General features: G+C 64.1%; 18 protein-coding genes. 8 read left to right on the top strand and 10 right to left on the bottom strand.

The features are described 5' to 3' along the window. Positions 1-131 precede the first annotated feature (131 nt). A complete protein-coding gene (locus KR767_RS11790) occupies positions 132-1,733 on the top strand; it encodes a peptide chain release factor 3 (protein WP_166947659.1) in 1,602 nt (533 codons plus the stop codon). 725 nt (positions 1,734-2,458) lie between these two features. On the opposite strand, the gene KR767_RS11785 is transcribed toward KR767_RS11790, so the two are convergent. Together KR767_RS11785 and KR767_RS11780 are read right to left on the bottom strand one after the other, a co-directional pair. Next, entirely contained in the window at positions 2,459-2,632 is a 174-nt protein-coding gene (locus KR767_RS11785) for a hypothetical protein (RefSeq protein WP_250876445.1), read from the bottom strand. A gap of 721 nt (positions 2,633-3,353) precedes the next feature. After that, positions 3,354-5,015: an FAD-dependent oxidoreductase gene (locus tag KR767_RS11780; protein WP_250876444.1), complete on the bottom strand. Its 1,662-nt coding sequence runs from the start codon at positions 5,013-5,015 to the stop codon at positions 3,354-3,356. A gap of 201 nt (positions 5,016-5,216) precedes the next feature. Here KR767_RS11780 and KR767_RS11775 point away from each other — a divergent pair, with 201 nt between their 5' ends. From KR767_RS11775 to KR767_RS11755, 5 genes are all read left to right on the top strand, one after another. Next, positions 5,217-6,011 (top strand): CPBP family intramembrane glutamic endopeptidase, encoded by a 795-nt coding sequence (locus tag KR767_RS11775; protein WP_250876443.1) that lies wholly within the window; start codon positions 5,217-5,219, stop codon positions 6,009-6,011. A gap of 101 nt (positions 6,012-6,112) precedes the next feature. Next, on the top strand, positions 6,113-9,769 hold the full coding sequence (locus KR767_RS11770; protein ID WP_250876442.1) for a response regulator: 3,657 nt from the start codon (positions 6,113-6,115) through the stop codon (positions 9,767-9,769). Between the two features lies 1 nt (position 9,770). Continuing rightward, positions 9,771-10,610: a CheR family methyltransferase gene (locus KR767_RS11765; protein WP_250876441.1), complete on the top strand. Its 840-nt coding sequence runs from the start codon at positions 9,771-9,773 to the stop codon at positions 10,608-10,610. Continuing rightward, entirely contained in the window at positions 10,607-11,176 is a 570-nt protein-coding gene (locus KR767_RS11760) for a chemotaxis protein CheB (RefSeq protein ID WP_250876440.1), read from the top strand. The genes KR767_RS11765 and KR767_RS11760 overlap by 4 nt, the downstream gene beginning before the upstream one ends. After that, positions 11,173-12,165: a two-component system response regulator gene (locus KR767_RS11755; protein WP_208392500.1), complete on the top strand. Its 993-nt coding sequence runs from the start codon at positions 11,173-11,175 to the stop codon at positions 12,163-12,165. Before KR767_RS11760 ends, KR767_RS11755 begins: the two co-directional genes overlap by 4 nt. 888 nt (positions 12,166-13,053) lie before the next feature. Here KR767_RS11755 and KR767_RS11750 read toward each other — a convergent pair. Beyond that, positions 13,054-13,941, bottom strand: a complete 888-nt coding sequence (locus KR767_RS11750) for a LysR substrate-binding domain-containing protein (RefSeq protein WP_250876439.1) — start codon at positions 13,939-13,941, stop codon at positions 13,054-13,056. A gap of 93 nt (positions 13,942-14,034) precedes the next feature. Between KR767_RS11750 and KR767_RS11745 the strand changes: the two genes are divergently transcribed. Further along, on the top strand, positions 14,035-15,051 hold the full coding sequence (locus KR767_RS11745) for a YeiH family protein (protein WP_250876438.1): 1,017 nt from the start codon (positions 14,035-14,037) through the stop codon (positions 15,049-15,051). A 90-nt stretch (positions 15,052-15,141) separates the two neighbouring features. Here the strand turns inward: KR767_RS11745 and KR767_RS11740 are convergent, their stop codons facing one another. The 6 genes from KR767_RS11740 to KR767_RS11715 form a co-directional block, all read right to left on the bottom strand. Continuing rightward, on the bottom strand, positions 15,142-16,431 hold the full coding sequence (locus KR767_RS11740; RefSeq protein ID WP_250876437.1) for a hypothetical protein: 1,290 nt from the start codon (positions 16,429-16,431) through the stop codon (positions 15,142-15,144). Next, positions 16,428-18,794 carry a hypothetical protein gene (locus tag KR767_RS11735; protein WP_250876436.1) on the bottom strand — a complete coding sequence of 789 codons (2,367 nt, stop codon included), beginning with the start codon at positions 18,792-18,794 and terminating at the stop codon, positions 16,428-16,430. Before KR767_RS11735 ends, KR767_RS11740 begins: the two co-directional genes overlap by 4 nt. A 917-nt stretch (positions 18,795-19,711) precedes the next feature. After that, positions 19,712-20,572: an arginase family protein gene (locus KR767_RS11730; RefSeq protein ID WP_166947645.1), complete on the bottom strand. Its 861-nt coding sequence runs from the start codon at positions 20,570-20,572 to the stop codon at positions 19,712-19,714. Further along, complete coding sequence (locus tag KR767_RS11725) at positions 20,550-21,614, bottom strand: GNAT family N-acetyltransferase (RefSeq protein ID WP_250876435.1); 1,065 nt, start codon at positions 21,612-21,614, stop codon at positions 20,550-20,552. The genes KR767_RS11730 and KR767_RS11725 overlap by 23 nt, the downstream gene beginning before the upstream one ends. 17 nt (positions 21,615-21,631) lie before the next feature. Beyond that, a complete protein-coding gene (locus KR767_RS11720) occupies positions 21,632-23,038 on the bottom strand; it encodes an aspartate aminotransferase family protein (protein WP_166947643.1) in 1,407 nt (468 codons plus the stop codon). Then, positions 23,035-23,748 carry an HAD-IB family phosphatase gene (locus tag KR767_RS11715; RefSeq protein WP_166947641.1) on the bottom strand — a complete coding sequence of 238 codons (714 nt, stop codon included), beginning with the start codon at positions 23,746-23,748 and terminating at the stop codon, positions 23,035-23,037. The genes KR767_RS11720 and KR767_RS11715 overlap by 4 nt, the downstream gene beginning before the upstream one ends. A 135-nt stretch (positions 23,749-23,883) precedes the next feature. Between KR767_RS11715 and KR767_RS11710 the strand changes: the two genes are divergently transcribed. Next, complete coding sequence (locus tag KR767_RS11710; protein WP_166947639.1) at positions 23,884-24,645, top strand: MipA/OmpV family protein; 762 nt, start codon at positions 23,884-23,886, stop codon at positions 24,643-24,645. A gap of 6 nt (positions 24,646-24,651) precedes the next feature. On the opposite strand, the gene KR767_RS11705 is transcribed toward KR767_RS11710, so the two are convergent. After that, a complete protein-coding gene (locus KR767_RS11705; RefSeq protein ID WP_166947637.1) occupies positions 24,652-25,434 on the bottom strand; it encodes a CPBP family intramembrane glutamic endopeptidase in 783 nt (260 codons plus the stop codon). Between the last annotated feature and the right edge of the window lie 81 nt (positions 25,435-25,515).

The following is a 25,515-nucleotide window of genomic DNA, read 5'->3' as shown; positions in this document are numbered from 1 at the left end:
CGGCCTGCAATCGCGGGAGACTATCCCACGGGGGGTATCCGGGCCAAGTCCGCCCCCTCGGCTTCCGGGGCAGGCGGCGGGGCAAATCCGCGTTAGAATAGGCGGTTAGCCCCATCCACGGCCACGATTCCATGTCCTCACACCTCTCCGAAACCCGGCGCCGCCGCAGCTTCGCCATCGTCAGCCACCCCGACGCGGGCAAGACCACGCTGACCGAAAAACTGCTGTTGTTCGGAGGCGCGATCCAGATGGCCGGCTCGGTGAAGAGCCGCAAGGCGGCCCGTCACGCCACCTCGGACTGGATGGCCCTGGAAAAGGAGCGCGGCATCTCGGTCACCTCGTCGGTGATGCAGTTCCCATACAACGACGCCATCGTCAACCTGCTCGACACCCCGGGCCACGCGGACTTCTCCGAGGACACCTACCGGGTGCTCACGGCCGTGGACTCGGCCCTGATGGTGATCGACTGCGCCAAGGGCGTCGAGGAACGCACCATCAAGCTCATGGAGGTCTGCCGCCTGCGCGACACGCCGATCATGACCTTCATCAACAAGCTCGATCGCGAGGGCCGCTCGCCCATCGAGCTGCTCGACGAAGTGGAATCGGTGCTCGGCATCGCCTGCGCCCCCCTCACGTGGCCGATTGGCATGGGCTCGCGCCTGAAGGGCGTGTACCACGTGCTGCTCGACGAAGTGCATGTGTTCGAGCCGGGCAAGAACTTCACCCGCCAGGATTCCACCATTTTCAAGGGCCTGGACCACCCCGAACTCGCCGCACGCATCGGCGAGGAAGCCCTGAACGACCTGCGCGACGAACTGGAACTGGTGCTGGGCGCATCCAACCCGTTCAACGTGGAAGACTACCTGGCCGGCAAGCAGACGCCCGTGTTCTTCGGCTCCGCCGTGAACAACTTCGGCGTGCAGCTGCTGCTCGACTTCTTCGTGGAACACGCCCCGTCGCCGCGTTCGCGGCAGACGCTCACCCGCGAAGTCGCTCCGGATGAAGAAAAGCTCTCGGGCTTCGTCTTCAAGATCCAGGCCAACATGGACCCGGCACACCGCGACCGCGTGGCATTCATGCGCATCTGCTCGGGCACGTACACCGCCGGCATGAAGATGCAGCAGACGCGCACGGGCAAGGAAGTGCGCATCGCCAATGCACTCACCTTCATGGCGTCGGATCGCGAAATCGTGGAAAAAGCCTATCCCGGCGACGTGATCGGCCTGCACAACCACGGCACCATCACCATCGGCGACACCTTCACCGAAGGTGAAGGCCTGTCGTTTACCGGCATCCCCAACTTCGCACCAGAGCTGTTCCGCCGTGCGCGCCTGCGCGATCCGATGAAGATGAAGGCCCTGCAAAAGGGCCTGGCGCAGCTGTCGGAAGAAGGCGCCACGCAGTTCTTCCGCCCGCTGATGTCCAACGACCTCATCCTCGGTGCCGTCGGCGTACTCCAGTTCGACGTGGTGGCCTACCGCCTGAAAGACGAATACAACGTCGATGCGGCCTTCGAACAGGTCGGCGTGGCAACGACCCGCTGGATCCACTGCGACGATCCGAAGAAGCTGGAAGAATTCCGCGAAAAAAACGCCGGCAACCTCGCCATCGACGCCGCCGGCGAACTCGTCTACCTCGCCCCCACCCGCGTCAACCTGCAACTGGCTCAGGAACGCTGGCCCACCATCCGCTTCTCCGCCACCCGCGAACACGCCGCCTCCATCGAACTGTAGGAGCGCGCCTCGCGCGCGACCGGTTGGAATGGTGTCGCTCCGTAGTAAAGCGGCCTTGTGGTGTTTCGCTCCGTAGGAAGGGCTCGCCTTTCGGCCTCGCACTCGGCGCCTGTGGCGTGGTCGCCTGGAGGCGACGGGGGCGGCCCTTGTCGCTCCGGCCTGCGGCGTCCCTCGGGAAAGGAGGAGCCGCTGCGCGGCTCAGTGTTTGATGGCTTGCGCCCCTTCGGGCACGGTGAGCGGGCGGGGTTTCCTGACTCGACATCCTGTCTCGCCAGGAAAGGCCGGCCTTCCTGGCCGGCCCCGCTACGCGGCCTTGTCCGCCCACTCCCCTCACCTCCATCAAGTCGCGCCAAGGGCCGCCCCCGCCGCCTCTACCGATCTCACGGTGATCGTGTGGAAAAACCTCTGGGGTTACTGCACCCCTGTAGGAGCGCGCCTGCGCGCGACCGGTTATCGCGAATACCTTCATCGTTTCGATTCATCCGGTCGCGCGCAAGCACGCTCCTACAATGCAACGGTGCTACCGGAGGGGTAGGAGCCGATCGCATCGGCGATGGGTGCTCGCCATATCGCCCACGGCGTACGACCCGGCAATAAACACCACAAACGACAGCGCTGAAAACATCCGCGCCCCCGTCGCCAGTGAATACGCCCCGCCATAGCTGCTCAGGTAGATAAGCAGGTTCACCACCAGCAACATCAGCGCGACACCCACAGCCCCACGATCATTTCGCGCCTCCCAGCGCACGCACCTCGCCCCACGTGCGCTGCCCGTTCGCCTGCTTGGCGCATTGCAGACGCATGCGATACAGCACGTTGACGCCCGACATCAGCCGGGCAACATAGCGTTGATTCGGCAACTCGGTTTCGGCCATGTATTCCGTAAAGACGCCCTGCATCACATCGGCATACGCCTTTCATGCGGTCGCATCGGCTTTGGCGCCGATCGATTCGATATCCATCGAGCGACACGCAATCCCTGTAGGAGCGTGCTTGCGCGCGACCGGTCGACCGGCAACGATGATGTTCTGCGCGATGAATGGTCGCGCGCAGGCGCGCTCCTACACGACAGTAGTTACGCCAGGTTAGTCGTGAGGTGGCGCCGGTCGCATCGGCGATCCATCTTGCGACACCGCATCTCTGTAGGAGCGTGCTTGCGCGCGACCGGTTGGATCGAAACGATGATGGTTTTCGCGACAACCGGTCGCGCGCAGGCGCGCTCCTACAAGATCACCGTGAGATCGGTAGAGGCGGCGGGGGCGGCCCTTGGCGCGACTTGATGGAGGTGAGGGGAGTGGGCGGAAAAGGCCGCGGAGCGGGGCCGGCCAGGAAGGCCGGCCTTTCCTGCCGAGACAGGATGTCGAGTCAGGAAACCCCGCCCGCTCACCGGGCCCGAAGGGGCGCAAGCCATAAGACACTGAGCCGCGAAGCGGCTCCTCCTTTCCCGAGGGACACCGCAGGCCGGAGCGCCAAGGGCCGCCCCCGTCGCCTCTGAGCGACCACGCAGCAGGCGCCGAGCGCGAGGCCAATAGGCGAGCTCACCCTACGGAGCGAAACACCGCATGGACTGCTTTACTACGGAGCGACACCATTCCAACCGGTCGCGCGCAAGGCGCGCTCCTACACGGGGGAGGGGTTGAGGTAGCGGTGGATGGCCTGGACGACTACCGAGCCTTCGCCTACGCCGGAGGCTACGCGCTTTACGGAGCCCGAGCGTACGTCGCCCACGGCGAATACGCCGCGCAGGGTGGTGGCATAGGGGGATGGCGTGGCGAAACCGTCTGCGTCGCGGCCGGTCAGCACGAAACCCTTGCGGTCGAGGTCGAGGCAGTCGCGTAGCCAGGCGGTGTTTGGTTCGGCGCCGATCATCACGAAGAGGCTGCCGACGCCGCGGCGCGTGGTGACACCGGTGCGCGTGCAGTGCCAGCCGACTTCGCGCAGATAGCCATCGCCATCGAGGTGATCGATCTGGCAGTGCGAATGCAGCGTGATGCGTGGCGATTGCGCGATGCGTTGCACGAGGTAGTCGGACATCGTGGCGGCGAGGCCATCGCCACGCACGAGGATATGTACGTGTGCCACGGTGCGTGCGAGGAACACCGCTGCCTGGCCGGCGCTGTTGCCGCCGCCGACGACCACCACTTCCTCGCCGGCACAGAGCGTAGCTTCCATCGCCGTGGCCGCGTAGTGGATGCCCTGCCCTTCAAAGCGTTCGTAATCCACCTGCACCAGTTTGCGATAGCGCGCGCCCGTGGCGATCACGACCGAACGCGTGGTGACGACGCTGCCGTCGTCCAGGTGGAGGCGATAGGGGTGGCTGCTGCAATCCATGCGCTCCACCGAGCGGGCGATGGCCATGTGTGCGCCGAACTTCATGGCCTGCACCTGCGCGCGACCGGCGAGGGCCTGGCCGGAGATGCCGGTGGGAAAGCCCAGGTAGTTCTCGATCTTGGAACTGGTGCCGGCCTGACCACCCGGCGCCAGTGCCTCCAGCACGAGCGTATCGAGGCCTTCGGATGCAGCGTAGACAGCCGCCGCGAGACCGGCCGGCCCGGCGCCGATCACCGTCGTGTCATACACATGGGATGCATCCAGTTCGATGGTGATGCCCAGTTCGTCGGCAAGCGTGGCGGTCGACGGACATCGCAGCACGCGGCGGTCGGGCAGGATCACGACGGGGCATTCGGTCGGATCCAGGCCGAAGCCGTCGATGAGGTGACGGGTGTCCTCGTCCACGTCGGTGTCGAGCAGGCGATAGGGGTAACCATTGCGGATCAGGAAACTGCGCAGCCTCACGGTATCCGCCGCATGGGCCGAACCGGCCAGGGTCACGCCGCCCTGCCCGCTCTGGATCAGGCCCACCCGGCGCAGGATGAAGGCGCGCATGATGATTTCGCCGATGTCCGGCTCGGCCGAGACCATGCGACGGAAGCCGGCCGGATCGACGCGGATCAGGTGGGTGTCGGCGCCCGTGCGGCCGTTGACCATGACCTGTCGTTCGCTGAAGAGATCGACCTCGCCGGTGAACTGGCTGGGGCCGTGGACATTGAAGATGCGCGGCTGACCATCTTCGCCGAAGTCGTAGATCTCGATGCAGCCTTCGATGATGAAGAAGTAATCGACCCGGCGCTGGCCCCGCTGGAAGAGTATGGTGCCGGCGGGCACGTACTCCTCGCGGCCATAGGTGGCGATCCGGCCTGCCATGTCCGCATCGAGGCGGGGAAAGGTCTGCTCGCGACGGTTCAGCGGGCTGGACGGGTCGTTCTCGGACGGCTTGGACATCGGCGGCGTTCCAGGGGGGGATGGAGCTGACGGCACGATCGGGCTTATGCCGCACATCATGCCTGCGTAGACTGCCCGCGCAAGCCCATCCACGAGACCTTCATGCAACCTGACGCGCCATCGCCCCGCCTCCCCCTCCGCCTGCTCCGCAGCCCTCTCGGGCGGATCGTCGCTTTCTTCGTGATCATGGCGATCCTCCATATGCTCACGAAGCTCGCCTATAACGCGCTGAGCCTGCCGCGCGGACATATCGCGTTCCGTGACGTCACCCCTGCCATCCAGTTCTTTCGCCTGCTGCCTATCGTGCTGGCTTACTGGCTGCTCGTCCGCTTCATCGAATGGCGGCGCGTGAACGAACTGGCGCCACGCAAGGCCCTGCCCCACCTTCTTCTCGGGCTGGCCGGAGGCGCGGCCATGTTCTCCCTCATCGTCGGTGCCTTGTGGGCGCTTGGCGCGTATGGCGTGAATGGCATCCATCACGATGTGGACTGGCTCGGGCCTATCCTCGTCATGGGCGTGGGTGCCGGGGTCGGTGAGGAAATCATCAGCCGGGGCGTGATCTTCCGCATCGTCGAGGAAGGGCTGGGTACCTGGGCGGCCCTGCTGGTCTCGGCCGCGGTCTTCGGTGGCCTGCATATCGCCAACCCCAACGCCACCACCTGGTCTGCCGTGGCCATCGCCATCGAGGCGGGCCTTCTTATTGGCCTGCTCTTCCATGTGACCCGCTCGCTCTGGGCGTGCATGGGCGCCCACGCCGCCTGGAATGTCACCCAGGGACCGTTCTATGGCATCCCGGTGTCGGGCTTCGAGCAGCACGGTCTCCTGGCGTCCCACATGCAGGGCCCCGACTGGCTGACCGGCGGTGCTTTTGGCGTGGAGGCCTCGGTGGTGACGGTGGGAATCTGTTCCATGGTGACCGCCGGCTTCCTGGCCCTGGCGATGCGCCGGGGCAGCCTCGTGCCCCCGCCCTGGCGCCGTGACACGCCACCGGCATGACGGATCGCTGATAATGTGGCGGCGCCCATGGATGGGACACGCCGTTCCGATGTACTACCCCAGGGGCCATCGCCCTTTACCCGCATCCCACCGGTCATCGCATGTCCACCGAAGAAAAACAGCGTCACTGGCTGGCCGACCAGCCCCTTCAGCGCAAGATCGTCATCGCCATCGGTGCCTTGCTGGTGCTGTTCGTGGCGGCATGCATCGCCAACCTCATATCCATGGAGCGGGAAAGCGACACACGGAGCTGGTCGCGGCACACCTATGTGGTGCTGCTTACCCTGGCCGACGTGAGCGCCGATGCGCAGTCGCGGCAGGTTGCAGCGCGGGGCTACCTGCTGAACCAGTCCGATAGCGAAACGGCCGACTTCGAATCGGCCGACCGCGACCTTGTGAACAGCGTGGGCAAGCTGCGCCAGCTCACCATCGACAACCCGCTGCAACAGGCGCGCATCGACCGGCTCCAGGACATGCTGGATCGCTGGAAGACCGAGGTGAAGACCATCGCCCTCGATCCGATCCGCAAGACGGGCACGGAGATCACCCCGGAAACACTCGCCGCTCGTGACACCATTCGCCGGGGCTATCTCGCCCAGCGCACGGTGCTGATGACGGACATCCGCAAGCTCATCGACGAGATGTCGGACACCGAGGAAAAACTGCTCGACATCCGCAACGGCGAACTCGACAGCACGCTGCGTGCCACCAAGTACATCAACATTGCCTCGCTGGTGCTCTGCCTGGTATTCGGCGCGCTGGTCATTGCCATGACCTTCCGCCTCATCACCCGCCCCATCGTGCGGATGACCGAGCTGATGACCCGCCTCGCGGCGCATGACCACAGCATCGAAGTACGCCAGCTCCGCCGGCGCGACGAGATCGGTGAAATCGCCCGCGCGTTGCAGATCTTCAAGGAAATGGCGATCGAGACGGCGGGCCAGACCTGGCTCAAGTCGGTCGCCTCGTCCATTTCCAGCAAGTTGCAGGAAGCCACCACGTACCGGGAATTCGCCGACACGCTGGTCACCGAACTCGTGCCGGCACTGAAGGCCGGCGTCGGTGTCGTCTACCTGTTCCGCGAGGACAATTCGCGGCTCGAACTGCTGGGTAGCTACGGCTTCAAGCAGCGTCGCCACGTCACCACCGAATACGCCCTGGGTGAAGGCCTGATCGGCCAGGCCGCCACCGAACGCCGCTCGATCATCCTGCAGGACGTTCCCGACGACTACACCCGCATCCACTCCGGCACCGGCGAAGCTTCGCCGCGCAGCGTGGCCGTGGTGCCCATCGTCTCGCGCGACAACCTGTTGGGCGTGCTGGAAATCGCCAGCTTCGCGCACCTGAGCGATATCGAGGAACGCCTGCTCGACGAGCTGATGCCGGTGGTGGCGCTCTCGCTGGAAAACCTCACCCGCGCGCTGCGCACCCGCGTGCTGCTGGAACAGACCCAGAGCCAGGCCGACGAACTGCGCGCTTCGGAAGAAGCCATGCGCCGCCAGCAGGAAGACCTGCGCGAGACCAACGAAGAGCTGAAGAACAAGACGGCCGAGCTAGAAGAACAGTCGCAGCGTCTGGTCGCTTCCGAGGAAGAGCTCCGCGTGCAGACCGAAGAGCTGCACGCATCCAACGAGGAGCTGCGCGAGAAAAGCGTCACCCTCAACCAGCAGAAGGACGCCCTGGAATCCCTGCAGAAGGACACCCAGGACAAGGCCGAAGAGCTGGCCCGTGCCAGCCAGTACAAGTCCGAATTCCTCGCCAACATGTCGCACGAGCTGCGCACGCCGCTCAACAGCCTGCTGATCCTCTCGCGCAGCCTGGCCGACAACGACGAACACAACCTCACCGGCGAGCAGGTCGAATCCGCACGCATCATCCACGATGCCGGCAGCAACCTGCTGCGCCTCATCAACGACATCCTCGACCTGTCCAAGGTCGAGGCGGGCAAGATGGAACTGGTGGTCGACACCTTCTCGCTGGGCGACCTCGCCCGCACGCTGGGCCGCACCTTCAACCATGTGGCCCAGGAAAAAGGCCTGCGGTTCGACGTCGATCTGCACAGCGGCATTCCGGAGTCGATCCGCACCGATGGCGGCAAGCTGGAACAGGTGGCGAACAACCTGCTCAGCAACGCCTTCAAGTTCACATCGGAAGGCCGCGTCACGCTGCGCATCGCCCGGCCGGATGCCGACACGAAGATCCCGACGGGCATGGACCGCGCGCATACGGTGGGCATCGCCGTCACCGACTCCGGCATCGGCATCCCCGCCGACAAGTTCGAGCGTGTGTTCCACGCTTTCGAACAGGTGGATGCGAGCACCAGCCGCCAGTACGGCGGCACCGGCCTGGGGCTTGCCATCTCCCGGCGCATCGCCAACCTGCTTGGTGGTGACATCGTGCTGCAAAGCCAGCCGGGCGAAGGCAGCACGTTCACCATTTTCCTGCCCGACGAAGCGCCCGAAGGCAGCGGCATCCGCGCCGAGCCGGTGCCGCTCCAGCAGGCCGCCGCCGAGGCCACCCTGCCCCTGTCTCCATCGCTCATCGCCGACAGCATTCCGGATGATCGCAGTTCGATCGCCCCGGGCGACACGGCGATCCTGGTAGTGGAAGACGACCCGGCCTTCGCGCGCATTCTCGCGGACATGATCCATCGCAAGGGGCATCGCGTACTTGCGGCTGGCGATGGCGAGTCGGGCCTTGCCCTGGCCCGCCAGTACCGTCCCACGGGCATCCTGCTCGACGTGATGCTGCCGGGCATGGATGGCTGGACGGTCATCGAGCGCCTGAAGTCCGATGCTTCCACGCGGCACATCCCGGTGCATTTCATCTCCGCCACCGACGATGCCAGCCGCGGCCTCGAACTGGGCGCCGTCGGCTTCCTCACCAAGCCGGTCAGCCGCGAATCCATTTCCACGGCATTCGAACGCCTGCTGCACTTCGCTGAAGGCCGTACACGCCACCTGCTGGTGGTGGATGACGACGCCAGCGCTCGCACGGCCGTTCGCACCTTGCTGAAGGATGACTCGGTCGAGATCGACGAGGCGGCCTCGGGTGAGGAAGCCCTCGCCCGTTGCACGCAGACCTCGTACGACTGCATCGTGCTCGATCTCGGCCTGCCCGGCATGTCGGGCATGGAGTTCCTGGAGCACCTCTCTCGCAACGGACACACGCCGCCCGTGGTGGTCTATTCCGGTCGTGATCTTTCCCGCGAGGAAAGCATGCGCATCCGCCAGTACACCGACAGCATCGTGGTGAAGGGTGCCCGCTCTCCGGATCGCCTGCTCGACGAGGTGAGCCTGTTCCTGCATTCGATCCGCCATGGCGGCGGTGCGCGTTCTGAAGCCGCGACGGCAGCCGGCGGCGTGGACGAGGCCGATCTGCGTGGGCGTCGCCTGCTGCTCGTGGACGACGACATGCGCAACCTGTTCGCCCTGTCCAAGGTGCTGCGTGCCAAGGGCATCGACGTCACCATGGCGCAGGATGGCCAGAAGGCCCTCGACACGCTGGACAGGGACACCGCTATCGAACTGGTGCTGATGGACATCATGATGCCGGTCATGGACGGCTACGAAACCACCCGCGCGATCCGCGCGCGGCCGGCCGTGGCCAAGGTGCCCATCATCGCGCTCACCGCCAAGGCCATGCGTGGCGATCGCGAGAAGTGTCTTGAAGCGGGTGCCAACGATTACCTCTCCAAGCCCATCGACATCGATCGCCTGCTGTCGATGATCCGCGTGTGGTTGCCGGCAAGGAACTGACTTGGACGTCGAGGACATTGAGATCCAGTTGTTCGTGCGCGCCATGCAGCTGCGCCACGGGCACGATTTCAGCGAGTATGCTCCGGCATCCCTGAAGCGCCGGGTGCAGCAGCTCGTGCGCACGCACGATACCGGTACGATCATCGAACTGGTGAATCGCGTGCTGCACGAGGATGGTTTCCTGTCGCGCGTGATCGAAGGGCTCTCGGTGCCGGTCTCGGAGATGTTCCGCGATCCGCCCGTCTTCCGCGCGCTGCGCGACAAGGTGCTGCCGGTGCTGGCCTCCTATCCGGAGATCAACATCTGGCAGGCCGGCTGCGCGCACGGGCAGGAGGTCTATTCCCTTGCGATCCTGCTGGAAGAAGCCGGCCTCTACGATCGCTCGCGCATCTATGCCACCGACTTCAACGACGCAGCGCTCGCCGCTGCAGCGGAAGGCATCTATGCCACCCGCGATGCTCGCGAATGGTCGCGCAACTATATCGAGGCCGGCGGTGCGCGCTCGTTCAGCGATTACTACAGCGCACGCTACGACTTCATCAAGATCGACCAGCGCCTGCGCCGCAATGTTACTTTCTTCAACCATAACCTCGTCACCGACGAGGTGTTCTGCGAAGCCCACCTGATCCTGTGCCGCAACGTGCTGATCTATTTCAGCAACACCTTGCAGGACCGCACGCTCGGCCTGTTCCGCGACAGCCTCGTCCGCGGCGGCTTCCTTTGCCTGGGTACGCGCGAGAACATCGACTTCTCCCCTTCCGCCGCAGGCTTCGCCGATATCGATGGTGCCCTGCGCATCTATCAGGTCGGTGGTGCCGGCGCGAGGCCGTTGCGCAAATGAGCCTGCGTACGGCCATCGCCATCGGTTGCAGTGCCGGGGGGCTCATCGCCCTGGAGCGGCTCCTTCCCGGTCTCGATCCGCAGCTGCCAGTACCTGTCGTGGTCTGCTGCCATACCGGATCGCCCGACGTATCGCTGCTGGTTGAACTGCTCCAGCTGCACAGTCCGCTACCCGTGGTCGAGGCGCGCGAACGCGCACCGATCGATCCGGGTGTCGTGCATGTGGCACCCACTGGCTACCATCTTCTGGTGGAAAGCAACGCCCATTTTTCCCTGAGTGTCGATGCCAAGGTTGCCTATGCGCGCCCTTCGATCGACGTCCTGTTCGAAACCGCTGCCGCGGCATGGCACGACGGCCTCGTCGCCGTCCTGATGACCGGCGCCAATTCCGACGGAGCCAACGGCCTGAAGGCCGTGCGCGACGCGGGTGGCTACGCCGTGATCCAGGACCCTGCCACCGCCGAAGTCGACGTCATGCCGCTTGCCGGCCTGGAAGTCGCAGGTGCCGATGTCCTGCTTCCGCTGGATGCCATCGCGGCCGAGCTCAACCGATTGTGCATGCCATGAATCCGATTCGCCCGAAGATCCTCGTCGTTGACGACACCCCCGCCAACCTCATCGCCATGCGCCGCCTGCTCGCGCGCGCCGATGCCGATATCTACGAAGCAGAAAACGGTAACGACGCCCTGGTGCTGTGCCTGGACCATCAGTTCGCACTGGTGTTGCTCGACGTCAACATGCCGGAGATGGACGGCTTCGAGGTGGCGCAGCTCATCTCCGAGAACGACCACCTGAGCGAGACGCCGATCATCTTCGTCACGGCGGCATATTCGGACGATATCAACCGGATCAAGGGCTACACGGCGGGTGCGGTCGATTACATCGCCAAGCCGATCAACGACGTGATTCTGCAGTCGAAGGTGAAGATCTTCCTGGAGCTTTACAAGGCGCGCGCGCTGTTGCAGCAGGCACTGGATGAGCTTTCGCAGCGTAACGAGCAGCTCACCCGCGAAGTGGCCGAGCGCACGCGCATGGAGCAGGTCGTTCGTCACCAGGCCATGCACGATGCCCTCACCGGCCTGCCCAATCGCGTGCTGTTCCGCGAGCGGCTGGAGAGCGCCATCGACGCTGCAAATGCCGGCGGCCCTTCGTTTGCCCTGGCTTATATCGACATCGATGGCTTCAAGGGCGTGAACGATGGTCATGGCCATGCGGCCGGTGACGAGCTGCTCAAGGCGATTGCCGCGCGCATCGATGCGCGCACACGTGGCAGCGATACGGTGGCCCGTCTTGGCGGTGACGAGTTCGCCATCCTCCTGCACGACACGGCCGACGCGGAAGGTGCGCTTGCGCGATGTAAGACCTTGTGCGAAGTGATCGCCGAGCCTTATGTGCTCGACGTCGTTGATCTTCGTATTCCCGCCCGCATCGGTGCGAGCATCGGCGTGACGTTGTTCCAGCAGGGCGATATCTATGATCGCCTGGTCGCCTCTGCCGACGAGGCGATGTATGAGGCGAAGCGAAACGGGAAGAACCGTAGCGTGCTTGGTGTTTGAGAGGTGTAGCTGCGTTATCGCGATAACCGACTGCACCGCACTGGGTTCCAGCTTTCGCTGGAACGACGGCTTCGGGCGGGGTTGTCGAAACTTCCCTACCCGGCGGCTTGGTTAGGGTTACCGCTACATTCCTACCCGTCGTTCCTGTGAAAACAGGAACCCAGCGCCCCGGTTTGCCAGTAAGACGAGGGCGCTGCATCGGCTCTGGCGTAGGGGGTGTCATCGCGACAACCGTCTGCACCGCGCTGGGTTCCAGCTTTCGCTGGAACGACGGCTTCGGGCGGGGTTGTCGAAACTTCCCTACCCGGCGGCTTGGTTAGGGTTACCGCTACATTCCTACCCGTCGTTCCTGTGAAAACAGGAACCCAGCGCCCCGATTTGCCAGTAAGGCGAGAACGCTGCATCGGCTCTGGCGTAGGGGGTGTTATCGCGACAACCGACTGCACCGCGCTGGGTTCCAGCTTTCGCTGGAACGACGGCTTCGGGCGGGGTTGTCGAAACTTCCCTACCCGGCGGCTTAGTTAGGGTTACCGCTACATTCCTACCCGTCGTTCCTGTGAAAACAGGAACCCAGCGCCCGGTTTGCCAGTAAGGCGAGGGCGCTGCATCGGCTCCGGCGTAGGGGATGTTAGCGCGACAACCGGCTGCATCGCACTGGGTTCCAGCTTTCGCTGGAACGACGGCTTCGGGCGGGGTTGTCGAAACGTCCCTACCCGGCGGCTTGGTTAGGGTTACCGCTACATTCCTACCCGTCGTTCCTGTGAAAACAGGAACCCAGCGCCCCGGTTCACCAGCACAGCGAGGGCGCTGCATCGGCTCTGGCGTAGGGGGTGTTAGCGCGACAACCGACTGCATCGCGCCAGGTCCCAGCTTCCGCTGGAACGACGGCTAGGTGATCTGATTCAGGGACGCAAGATACGCTTCGAGTACCGCTCCACGGTATCTCCGCCGGTGCAGCAGGATCGACAGCATTCTTCGCAAATCCAGAAAGGGCGTAGGCAGTACGCACAAGCGCCCGGTCTGCACAGCGTCGCTCACCGCCACTACGGGCAGGCACGCAATACCCAGTCCGGCAATCACCGCCTGCTTGATCGCCTCCGACTGATCCAGCTCCAGCACGGTGTGCCCTTCCGGCAATTCCGCCAGGGCACGTTCGCTGAGCGCTCGCGTAGCCGAGCCTCGCTCGCGCAATACCCAGCGCTCACCGGCAAAATCCTCACGCCGCAGACGCTTCTTACCCGCCAGTGGATGCGCAGGACGCGCACAGACCACCAGCCGATCCTCCCGCCACGGCCGCGATTCCAATGACGGATGCGTCACCGGCCCTTCGACACAACCGATGTCGTACTCATGGTCGAGCACGCCTTGCGCAATCTGTGCGGTATTTGACACACCCAGACGCAACGACACACCAGGGTGGGCTTCGGCGAACGGCCCCAGCAGGTCACCCACCAGGTAATTGCCCACCGTATTGCTCGCCCCGACCCCGATATCCCCCGCCAGCTCGGCTACACCACCCTGCGCGCGACGACCGAATTCCGCGTGACGCTCGATCAACTCGCGGGCCAGCGGCAGCAGATCGCGGCCACGATCGTTCAGACGCAGACGCCCCCGCTCACGGTCAAACAACGGCGCCCCGATCTGGCGCTCCAGCTCCGCCAACGCCATGGACGCCGCAGGCTGGCTCAGGAACAACTGCTCACTGGCAGCGCGCACGCTGCCCGTCGTCGCGATGGCGGCGAAAACATCCAACTGACGAGGGCTGACCGAATGCATAAGGATGATTTATACACCGAATAAATCATTTTCAATATGTTTATGGATGTGGGCACGCGACAATTCACGGGTCCCAAGCGAAGGATCCACCCCGTGGCTACCGTCCCCCTCTCATCTCCCGCAGCCGAATCCCGCCTGCCGGGCATCGCGCTGGCCTTCGGCGTCGCCGCCATCGCCTACGGCCTTGGCCGGCTCATGCCCCTGGTCGGAGGCGCGGTCTGCGGCATCGTGCTCGGCATCCTCGTCCGCCACTTCGCCGCTCCTTCCGCCCGCTTCCAGCCCGGCATCCGCTTCGCCTCCAAGCAGGTGCTGCAATGGTCGATCATCGCGCTCGGCTTCGGCCTCAGCCTCACCCAGGTCGCACACACCGGCATGGAATCGCTGTCGGTGACCCTCGCCACCGTGACGGCCGCCGGCCTCGCTGCCTGGGGCCTGGGCAAGCTGCTGCGCGTGCATGACATGCTCAAGCTACTCGTCGGCGTAGGCACCGCCATCTGCGGTGGTTCCGCCATCGCCGCCGTCGTGCCCATCGTGAAACCCGACGAACACGACACTGCGTTCGCCATATCCACCATCTTTCTGTTCAACCTCGTGGCGGTGCTCACCTTCCCCGCTTTCGGCCACTGGCTCGGCCTCTCCGACCTCGGCTTCGGCCTGTGGGCTGGTACGGCGATCAACGACACCTCGTCGGTGGTAGCGGCCGGCTACAGCTACAGCCACGCGGCAGGCGATTACGCCACCATCGTGAAGCTCACCCGCGCCACGCTGATCATTCCCATCTGCCTCGTCATCGCACTCGTCGTCGCGTGGAAAGAAAAGCGCGGCGGCGCCACCGACTTCAGCCTGGCGAAGATCTTCCCCTGGTTCATTCTGTGGTTCCTGGTCGCATCGGCGATCCGCACGGCAGGCGTCATTCCCGAAGCTGCCCTGCCGGTGATCCACTTCATCGCGGAATGCCTGATCATCGTGGCACTGACCGCCATCGGCCTCTCCGCCGACCTGCGCCGCATGGCATCGACGGGACCACGCCCGATCCTGCTGGGACTGGGCGTGTGGGCCGCCGTGGCACTCACCAGCCTGCTCGTACAACACCTCATAGGCCGCTGGTAACCACACCATGTAGGAGCGCGCCTTGCGCGCGACCGGTGATGCGAATGCGTTGATGGTTTTCGCGACAATCGGTCGCGCGCAAGCACGCTCCTACAACCGCATCACCGGGCCGTCCTGCTGCATGGCCACCTGCTGAGCCTGCTGCATCGCCTGTTGCTGCGATTGCTGAAACGCCTGCTGATCCAGCCCCTGCGCCAACGCCATGTTGTCCTCCTTGGGTAGCGCAGGGGTATCCATCGACACAGCCACCTCGCTCCCCGGTCGCACGCCCCGACACACCAGCTCCCTCCCCTCGACATCCACCCCGGCCAGATCACGCTCGTGGTGAATGCCGATACCCCTCGCCCGCACCGCCATCTGCGCCACCTTCTCATCGGATACGTCCAGCGGCAGCTGGAGCCGCATGCTGGCGTAGACAGGATCATCTGCCTCTGAAGGAAAGCTCGACGACGGCCGGCTATCCGCCAGCGGATGCGGCGACGCCTGCAGCTTACCTGGATCATCCGGATGAAACGCCTCGCGGGCGGCTTTGCGTTCCAGGCGAAGGTTGCGGGTGTCTTCCAGCTCCTGGATGGTCTTCGGATCGGTGACATCCCGCATGTCGGTCTCGGTGCCGATCGCCGTATGCAGGGCGCGGAATTCGCTCCAGTCACCATTGCGGTCACGACCGAAGTAGTGATCCTTCTGGCCGATGATGTCGGGTGAAAGATGGGAGCGATCCTTCATGGCCGTGAAGTACGCTGCTGCCATGTCAGTGATGTAGCCCTTCTGGTCGTCCGGTGACATGACGCGATCGACCGACGCTTGCAGGGCCGTGGCGCTCATGCGGTGCAGGCCGCCGTAGCCGTTGTTGAGCATGGTGGACCAGTGGGTTTCGGCGTGATGCCTGGCATCCTCGGGGAGCATCTCTCCACGAGCGATTTGCTGCTTCTCCGCCACATCCCTTTGTTGTGCTGCTTCCAGAAGCTTGCGTGGCGTCCACGCATTGGGATCGATGCCTATCTTGTCGAACGATTTGTCGTGCGCATCTTTTACCCATCGAGCGGGGAGGTTAAGGGAATACTCCGGATGATCTGGATCTGATGCCCATATCTTGCGGTGCAAGAAATCTCGCCTTACCAGATCAACACCGAAATCGTCCCACTCGCGCTCAGTCAATACCTTGCCGTTATGGTCCTGGGCATAGTTCTGCGCATATGCATTGGCTGTAGCCCCTGGCATGTTGTCATTACGCACCACACCCAACGCCAGGAGACCGTAACCGTCATTACCGGGTAGCTGGGCAAGGTAGTTCCAATAGAGTTCACGATTCCCTGCATCCGCGTAATGCTGGAGAACGGTCAGGTCTTTTTCATCAAGCGCTCTTGCAGGTGAGGTCACGGCTTAACCTCCGTCGAGGCAATAAGCCGTCGCACATAGGCTTCGATGCGCTGCCAGTCATGCATGACGACACGTAAGTAGCTCACATAGACAATGAGGTCATACTCCTGTATGAGAAACTGGTGTTCACATAGTGATCGATTCCGGTCCTCCTTGAATGCATCGACGATGTGACCATTCACGATACGAGCGCCATCGGCAAGAAGCCTCGAGTCGCAACTGATCAACGTGGTGGGTACGCCGTCTTCATCCAACTGAACAAACCAGTCCTTGTTGTTATCAGGGCTGGCCGCAGGCATCTCCACCCCGTACTTCTTTCGATAGTAGATCTTCAGCTTGTCAAAGTCGGCCAGATACGGTGTCAGCCCGTAGACAGGGGCTTCCTTCAGACGAAGACCCAGATTTTCACCGGGGTGCGCCCGCGATACCGGATCATTCGGATTGAGCGGCTGAATGGCCCTAAGCATGTACTGCTTATTCAATGCCTTTGATCGACCGCCGGTGAAACGGATGTCGATGGATACATTCGAAATGAAGGTCAGTGTATTTGCGTGATAATCCAGCCCCAACGGCAATGGCTCCAGGGAGGGCCACTGAACAGCAAGACCGACGCTTGTTCCTACGAGATCCTGCCCGATGTGATCGACATAGAGGTTCTTCAAGAACCGGAATCGATGCGGTCCCAGGCAGGCGTCGATGTACATCTGCGGCGGATGATCCGTTTTGTGCATGCTGTTGCAACGCGGATCATCCTCGCGATATCTCCATCCGGGAGCTACGCTTTCATCGGGTACCTGCGTAGAACACGCTGTTATCAGTGAGGCCAGCAGGCCGGCGAGGGAACGGGGAAAAGGCATGGCATCTCCATCGGGACGGTCTGGCAAGGTGGCAGGCCGGTAGCGCATAGTGGGTATGCGACATAGACGCGGTATCGAATGCGGACGGATCAGCACGAGTTGGTGATCGGCCTTCAGTTCGCACAGATCGCGTGTCGTCGCCGGGCGCGTCGGTGGATGCCGGTGCGGCTCATGCACGGACACATAAGCTTCCAGTGCGGCCTGTTCAGCCTCCGCGGTGGTTTGATCGGGGGCGGTCTGCATGACCACGCAGGGAAAGCGCTGAAGCAAGGCGGAAAAGTCACGACCGTAGACCGTGCGGAGGTTCGACAGGCGGCGCGTCGTGGCAAGGCATGACACGTCGCCGTCGAGCAGCACCGGCAGGTGGCCAAGGTGGTCGAGTCCATCGAGGATCAGCCGTCGATGCGGTACCTCGCGCGTGGCATGTCGCCACCACGCGATGAAGGCATCGACCAGAGGCCGGGCCTGTCGCTGCATGTCGGCCGGAAGTTCCAACAGGACGACCGCCTTCGTCAGGTCGATGCCGGCAAGGTCATTGCCCCGGGTCGCGGCGTCGGCCAGCGGACGGCTGAACAGGCCAAGGCCACCCCGCAAGGCCTCGCTCACCCGTGCGAAGGCCTTGTCGTCCAGGGCGCACCAGGGCTGCAGCGCCTGCCGCGTAGCTTCCGAGATACCCGGTGCCGCGATGAGGTGATCCAGATAGGACCGGCGTGAATCCTTACTCAAAGGCTCAATGAAACGCTGAAGGTCACCCGGCGCCGGGATGACCACCTCGCCACCATGGCGAAGTACGTCATCGATGGCCCGGACCAGCGCCACGAACGCCTGCCGCGCATGGCTGGTGAGCAAGCGCTGGCGAGGGTCGGTGACCGGAAACCAGCGTTCGGCAAGACTCTCCAACACAGGCAGGTGCAGGCCGTTTTCGCTCCACGCCGCCGCGAAGGGATTCCAGCGATGGCCGTGGCCGAACGGAGCGACGCGAACCACAGGCCGGCCTCGGGTCTGCGACGCTGTGGCAGCAATGACCTCCGGGGTGCCGACGAGCAGCCAGGGGCCACGCGCGTGGCGCAGGGTCGGCACGAGGGTGCCTTGCAGTGCGCGGCGGGCATTTGGCGCGACGACCAGTACCGAATGATCAGTGGCAATACCGCGCGCGAGGACGACGCCATGCCGGAAAGCTGCCGATACGTGGGTCAGCGGTTCGAAGCGCGGTGTCGGGCGCAAGGCACGATGAGCGCGAAAAGCGCGAATCAACGTGACGACGCAGGCGAGGATCACCAGCAGCGGTATGCCGAAGCCCAGGCCACCGGCGAGACGGATGCGCCAGGCGTAGGCGGCATAACCGGCCTGATGCATCACCCGGGCGTAGTCCGACCACAGGTGCCAGGTCACCGGAGGATCGGTGAGGCTGAGAAACCAGAGCGTAAGTTGGCCGGCCAGATAAGGGGCCGCCACGATCGACAGCGCGATGCCGATCACCGGAAAGAGCCTGTTGCGCAGCCTCAAGGGAGGCGACCTCATCAGTGACTGAAGAGGTTCCCCAGTGTAGGCATGCGAAGGGGAATGTCTTTAGGACTGGTCTGAAAATGCGGTCGATGTTTCCTAGGAACACGGCGACCGATACCGTAAAACCCGATCCCTGTAGGAGCGCGCCCTGCGCGCGACCGGATGAATCGGAACGATGATGATGTTCGCGACAACCGGTCGCGCGCAGGCGCGCTCCTACAAGGTATTTGCACCACGACCCCGTATCCCTGTAGGAGTGCGCCTTGCGCACGACTGGATGGATCGGAACGATGATGATGTTCGCGGCAACCGGTCGCGCGCAGGCGCGCTCCTACAAGGTATTTGCACCACGACCCCGTATCCCTGTAGGAGCGCGCCTTGCGCGCGACCGGATGGATCGGAACGATGATGATGTTCGCGACAACCGGTCGCGCGCAGGCGCGCTCCTACAACAAGCTGCGATGACGTTCGGCAGAGGCGGCGGGGGCGGCCCTTGGCGCGACTTGATGGAGGTGAGGGGAGTGGGCGGACAAGGCCCGAAGGGGGCGGGTCAGGATGACCCGTCTTTCTCGCCGAGGCACGGAGGCCGAGTCGAGAAACCCCGCCCGCTCACCGTGCCCGAAGGGGCGCAAGCCATAAGACACTGAGCCGCGCAGCGGCTCCTCCTTTCCCGAGGGACACCGCAGGCCGGAGCGACAAGGGCCGTCCCCGTCGGCTCTGCAACGTCACGTTCCAGCGCCGATGCGAGGGCGATAGGCGAGCCCTTCCTATGGAGCGACGCACCACAAGGTCTGGGTTCCTACGGAGCGCAACATCGCCGATGCGTCGGCTCCCACTCCTTCGTTAGGGAGGCCGCTTTCAACGGGCGACGCAGCGCTTCGATCGGTCGCGCGCGAGGCGCGCTCCTACACGGGGGATTAGCGGTGGATGAGGGAGAGGAGGCGGACGTTCAGGGCGTGCTGCTGGGCCTGCCATGCCGCCAGGCGGGCCGGGTCGATGTCTTCCTGGCCGTCCATCGCGCTCAGGCGACGCTTCCACCATGTCTTGTACTGGTAGCGCGAAATCTCACCGGTGACGTCGCTGCCGATCACGCGGCCGCGCAGCGCGTCGATGATTGCCGCACCGCCCGCCTCGCTGAGCGTGCCCTGGTCCCAGTTCGTCATTGCCACGTCGGGTGCGTAGGCGTCCTTGTCGATCGACAGGTAGGTGGCCTCGCGGCTGCCCTGCTGGTCGTCAACGAAGGCATCCACCATCGCCTCCGATGACTCGAAACTGCGGAACCCCTGCGCCAGACCAACCCGGCGTGCCCAGCTCACATCCACGCCTGTGGACCAGTACGTGAGCTTGCCCGCGCGTAGCGGACCGAGATAGTTCTCCCACGAATGCCCACGGCCGATGTCGGACGATGTGATACCGATGACATGCACGTGCGATACGCGCGGCATCATCGCCACCTTGCGCACCCATGAACCGCAATGCACGCCGAAGGGAAAACGCATGTTGTCGGGGTGGTTGTCGAGCACCACCACCTGGAAACGCTCGCTGCCAGGCACCCGCTCAACCAGCGGCCAGGTCAGGTGATGGAAGTCACCGCTGCCCAGGAACACCGTGCCATGTTCACGCGGCAGGGTTTCCACCAGCGTCTTCGAAAAACGCTGCATGTTAGCCAGCGAACAACCGAATCGGATCGTCTCTTCCCACTCCCGCAACGGCAATACGATGCGCCGCGCCAGGGGGCCGAGCGAGCCGTCGACATCAAGAACGACCGGCTGCCGCATCGTGTGCCCCCCATTGGCTATCGGATTCGAAGTGATGCTGGAAACGCCGCAGTACCGTGCGCAGGATCGGATTGCGCACGTACACCGCATGGCGGGTGAGATGGAAGCGCGCACCCAGCTGCGCCTTCACTTCCGGATCGGTCCAGCCTGCCACGTAGTGAGTCAGGCCGCGCTCGATGGCGTATTCGAGGTTCACGAACCAGCTGACGAAGTACAGGTCGAGATCCCGCGCTGCGGGATACGAAAAGCCCACGTACTTGTCGAGCAGCTTGCCGTCGTGCTCGTAGCAGAGATTCCAGCCGACCAGCTGGTCATCGGCGTAGTAGCTGAAAACGACGGCACCGGCATCGCGCAGCACCGCTGCGAAGAAATCGCGACTGAGCTTGTCGAAGTGGATTTCGCTCTGGTCGTAGACGTTCTCGAACAGGGCGTAATAGGTGTCCACCATGGCATCGGTGGCGAACGCCTCACCCGTGAGGATGCGCTCCACCCGGAGTTTTTCGCGCGAGCGCAGCTTGCGGCGCAGGTTCTTCCGGCGCGACGACGACAGGCGCGACAGGTATTCGTCGGTGGAGGTGAAATCGATGGGCACATAGGCCAGGGCCTGGCCCTCGACGAGGATGTAGCCCACATCACGCGCCGCCTCGACGAAACGCCCGGTCCACGCACGATCGGCCGCGCTGGTCAGCGGCGAGTCGACGGCGAGATCCTTCACGATCAGCAGCGGGTTCTCGCTGCCGAACTGACGCACCCAGTCACGCGCCACCTTCACCGGATCGCTGGACGCGACAAACAGCGAGTATTCCGACACGGTCGTGCCGGCAAAGCAGGTGCGTTGCACCAGCAGGCGTCTGAGCAGTTTTTGCAGCGGCCACGACGAAACACGCCGACGAAGGTCTTCGTCGGCGGTCGTGAGCAGATCGAACGGCGCCACGAAAAGTGGCGCGCCATCCGCCGCGGGGATGGGATGAAACATCGGCGGCGGATGGCGCCTGAAGTGCCCGAGCAGGGAATCCGGCTCGAGCTGGTTCACGAACGCCACCGGATCTTTACCGGCGATCAGCCGCCACGCTTGGCAAGCGTGAGGAGCTGGTCGAGCAGGGAGATGGCGAGGTCGATCTCGTCGTGGCTGATGTCGAGCGACGGCGCGAACGTGATCACGTTCTTGTACCAGCCGCCCACGTCGAGCACGAGGCCGATCTTCTTGCCTTCATGAGTCAGGCCACCGGCCAGGCCGATGTCGACCATGCGGTCGAGCAACGCCTTGTTCGGGGTGAAGCCGTCTTCGGTGCAGATCTCGGCGCGCAGCGCGAGGCCCAGGCCGTCGACGTCGCCGATTTCCTTGTGGCGCTTCTGCAGGTCGCGCAGGCCCTCGAGGAAGTGCTTGCCCTTCTCGGCCACCTTGGTTTCGTAGTCGAGCTCGTAACCCATCTGGATCACTTCCAGACCCAGGGCGGTGCCCAGCGGGTTGGAGTTGAACGTGGAGTGGGTGGAGCCCGGCGGGAACACGGTGGGGTTGATCAGCTCTTCACGCGCCCAGATGCCCGACAGGGGGTTCAGGCCGTTGGTGAGTGCCTTGCCGAAGACGAGGACGTCCGGCGTGACGCCGAAGTGCTCGATCGACCACAGCTTGCCGGTGCGCCAGAAACCCATCTGGATTTCATCGACGACCATGAGGATGCCGTACTTGTCGAGCACCTTCTTGAGGTCGATGAAGAAGTTCTTCGGCGGGATGACGTAGCCGCCGGTGCCCTGGATCGGCTCGACATAGAAAGCGGCGTATTCGGCTTCGTTGACCTTGGGATCCCACACGCCGTTGTATTCGGTCTCGAACAGACGCTCGAACTGACGGACGCAGGCGTCGGAGTATTCCTCGGGGGTCATGCCCTTCGGACGACGGAACGGATACGGGAACGGGATGAACTGCGCGCGCTCGCCGAAGTGGCCGAAGCGACGACGGTAGCGGTAGCTGGAGGTGATGGACGAAGCGCCCAGGGTACGGCCGTGGTAGCCGCCCTCGAAGGCGAACATCAGGCTCTTGCCGCCGCGCGCGTTGCGCACGAGCTTGAGCGAGTCTTCCACCGCCTGCGCGCCACCCACGTTGAAGTGGCAGCGGCCGTCGACGCCGAACTTCTGCTTGGCATCGACCGCGATGGTCTTGGCAAGTTCGATCTTGCCCTGGTGCAGGTACTGGCTGGCCACCTGCGGCAGCAGGTCGATCTGCGACTTCAGGCGATCGTTGAGGCGCTTGTTGCCGTAACCGAAGTTCACGGCCGAGTACCACATCTGCAGGTCGAGGAACGGGATGTTCTCGCTGTCGTAGATGTAGCTGCCTTCGGCGTGGCGGAAGATCTTCGGCGGATCGACGTAATGGACGGTGTCACCGAACGAGCAGTACTTCGCTTCGTCGGCAAGCAGGGTCGCGTCGTCGATCACGACATCGGAGTTCTTGGCAAACACGTTCATGCAGGGATTTCCTGGGAGCTCGGCAGAATGGTGGGCATGACGGCCTGCGGAGGCAGGCGACCGTCGAGCAGGGCGGGAAGCAATTCGAGGGCTTCGTCGAAGCTGGCGATCGGGGCATACGGGATGCCCGCGGCGCGGCAGTGTTCGATCAGGCGGTTCTTGGCGAATACGAAATCGACGCGGTCGGCCGCGCAGAAGTCGGAGGCGCCATCACCGATGAGCAGGGTCTTGCCGCCACGCGCCTTGGCCGAGGCCACGCGCGCGCACTTGCAGGTGCCGCTGCGGCAGCCCGGGGCGCTGAACGGCGAGGTGAGGTTCCACTGGCGCGGACCGGCCTGGTTCAGGTGGTTGGCCACGGTGGGCAGGCTGGCGATGCCATGGTTGGCGAGGATCGCGTGGATCGCGTGGTCCAGGCCGTCGCTGACGATCTCCATGGGGATGTTGTGTTCGATGGTGGCCTTCACGAACGCGGCAAAACCGTGGTCGATGCGCAGGCCCGCCAGGTGGCGGTCGAGCTGCGGGCGATCCATGTCGAGCAGGGCCACCTGGCCGGCCATGCACACGGCCGAACCGATGATGCCCGCGCGCCAGTCGCGCTCGAGGACTTCCCAGCCGGGACGGCCGAAATTGTCGAGCAGCGAGTCGATGACGTCTTCCACGGCGATGGTGCCGTCGAAGTCGCAGAGGATGTTCCAGGAGGTATTGCTCACCACGTTGATACAGCCTTGTTCCAGGTTAATGTGGAGGCTACGTGAGCATCCTTTCCAAGGGCTTTCCCGCTCGTGAAGGCCCGATATACGGGAGATGTGGCATGCTCGCCGCCCCTTTCCCGATGGTTGTTCCGCATGCGTCGCTGGCTCACCGCCATCTCCGTGCTGATGCTCGCCTGTTCCGCAGCTCACGCCGAGGATGAAACCCCTACCTATGCATTCGGTGCAGGCGTGCAGCGGATGCCCACATGGCAGGGATCGAAGGATCACCGCAACCAGGCCATTCCATACGTGGACATCAACCTGCCGGGCGTAGGTGAATTATCCACTACTGACGGCCTCACAATCGACCTTTTAGGTGATGACCGTTGGCACGGGGGCATTTACGGCAACTGGCTGTGGGGCCGGACCCACGATGACCTGGGCCGCCTGGGCGGCAAGGTAACCTCGCTTTCGCCCCGTTTCATCGGGGGCGGCTACCTGGAATACGACCTCAGCAAGCAGCTGACCGTGGGCACCCACGTGGCCCACGATCTCGATGGCGCGGGCGCCTACTGGGGCGTCTATGCCGACCTTGACCTGCCGAAGATCGGCTATATCGAGCATTCGGTGGAGCTGCTGGTGGAGGGTATGAACGGCTCGGCCATGGGCCGCTTCTTCGGCCTGACCGCCCTGGAGGCCGAAAACCTCGGCACCCCGACCTGGCATCCCGGCGGCGGCCGCCAGCAGGTCAGCCTGGGCTACGACGCGTTCATTCCCACCTCGGAGCACACGGGCTTCGCCCTGGGCCTCACCTACGGCCGGCTGCTGGGCAATGCGGCCGCCAGCCCGCTGGTGCGCCGATTCGGCACCCGCAACCAGTTCACCCAGACCCTGGCCTTCGTCTACCACTTCTGATCGGGATCAGGCCGGCTCGGCGTCCATGCCGTCCGTTTCCTGCACGGACGGTATGGCAAACATCACGCCGAACATCACCAGGTGGGCGGCGGCAGACAGCAGGTTGGAGCAGCCCATCGACAGCGTGTCGTAGGGCAGGATGTCGTCCATGAGGATGTTGGCGAGGTTCCAGCCCCAGTGCAGGCCCACGGCCAGCCAGAGCGAGCCGGTGCGGACCACGGCCGTGGCATAGGCCAGGCCGAAGCAGAACAGCATCACCCACTCCGACACCCCGCCATCCAGCCGGTAGATGTGGTTGGCGACGTAGAGCGTTGCCGATGCCAGCACGAACACCGCCGGTGATGGCCAGCGCGGACGGATCGCCCGCCAGAGGAAGCCCCGGGTGAGGATGTCTTCGGCGATCGAGGGCACGAAGGTGATCGCCAGCACCCAGGGAATGGACGACAGGAAGGACACCGCCGCCACGGGCGTCGCGTTGCGTGCGCGTGCCGCGTAGATGTCGAACGCCATGCCCACGCATACGCCGATGTACTTGGCCATGAGCGCCAGCATCAGGCCGCCGATCAGCAGCACGGGCGTCACCCGGCGCCATTCCAGCGCATAGGCGTCGTAGCCACGGAAACCCAGCCAGCGGCCGAGTGGCCACGCTGCCGCGACCATGGCGAGCATGAAACCGGCCTGGACCCAGAAACGGCCGAGCAGGATGTCGCCGATGCCCTCCGCGCCCTGGTACAGAACGAACAGGAGCGCGAACACGAGCACGGCGCGCCGATGGACGTTCAGGGGCATGGATTCCTCAGGGGGAGTGGGCGTGCAGGCGCGAAGCTTAAGGGGCGCAGGACCTTGCGCGCCACCGGCTATCGGTTACCA

It is taken from the genome of Luteibacter anthropi (assembly GCF_023699965.1).
GTDB lineage: Bacteria > Pseudomonadota > Gammaproteobacteria > Xanthomonadales > Rhodanobacteraceae > Luteibacter > Luteibacter anthropi.
This window is presented reverse-complemented; position numbering and strand designations above follow the sequence as displayed.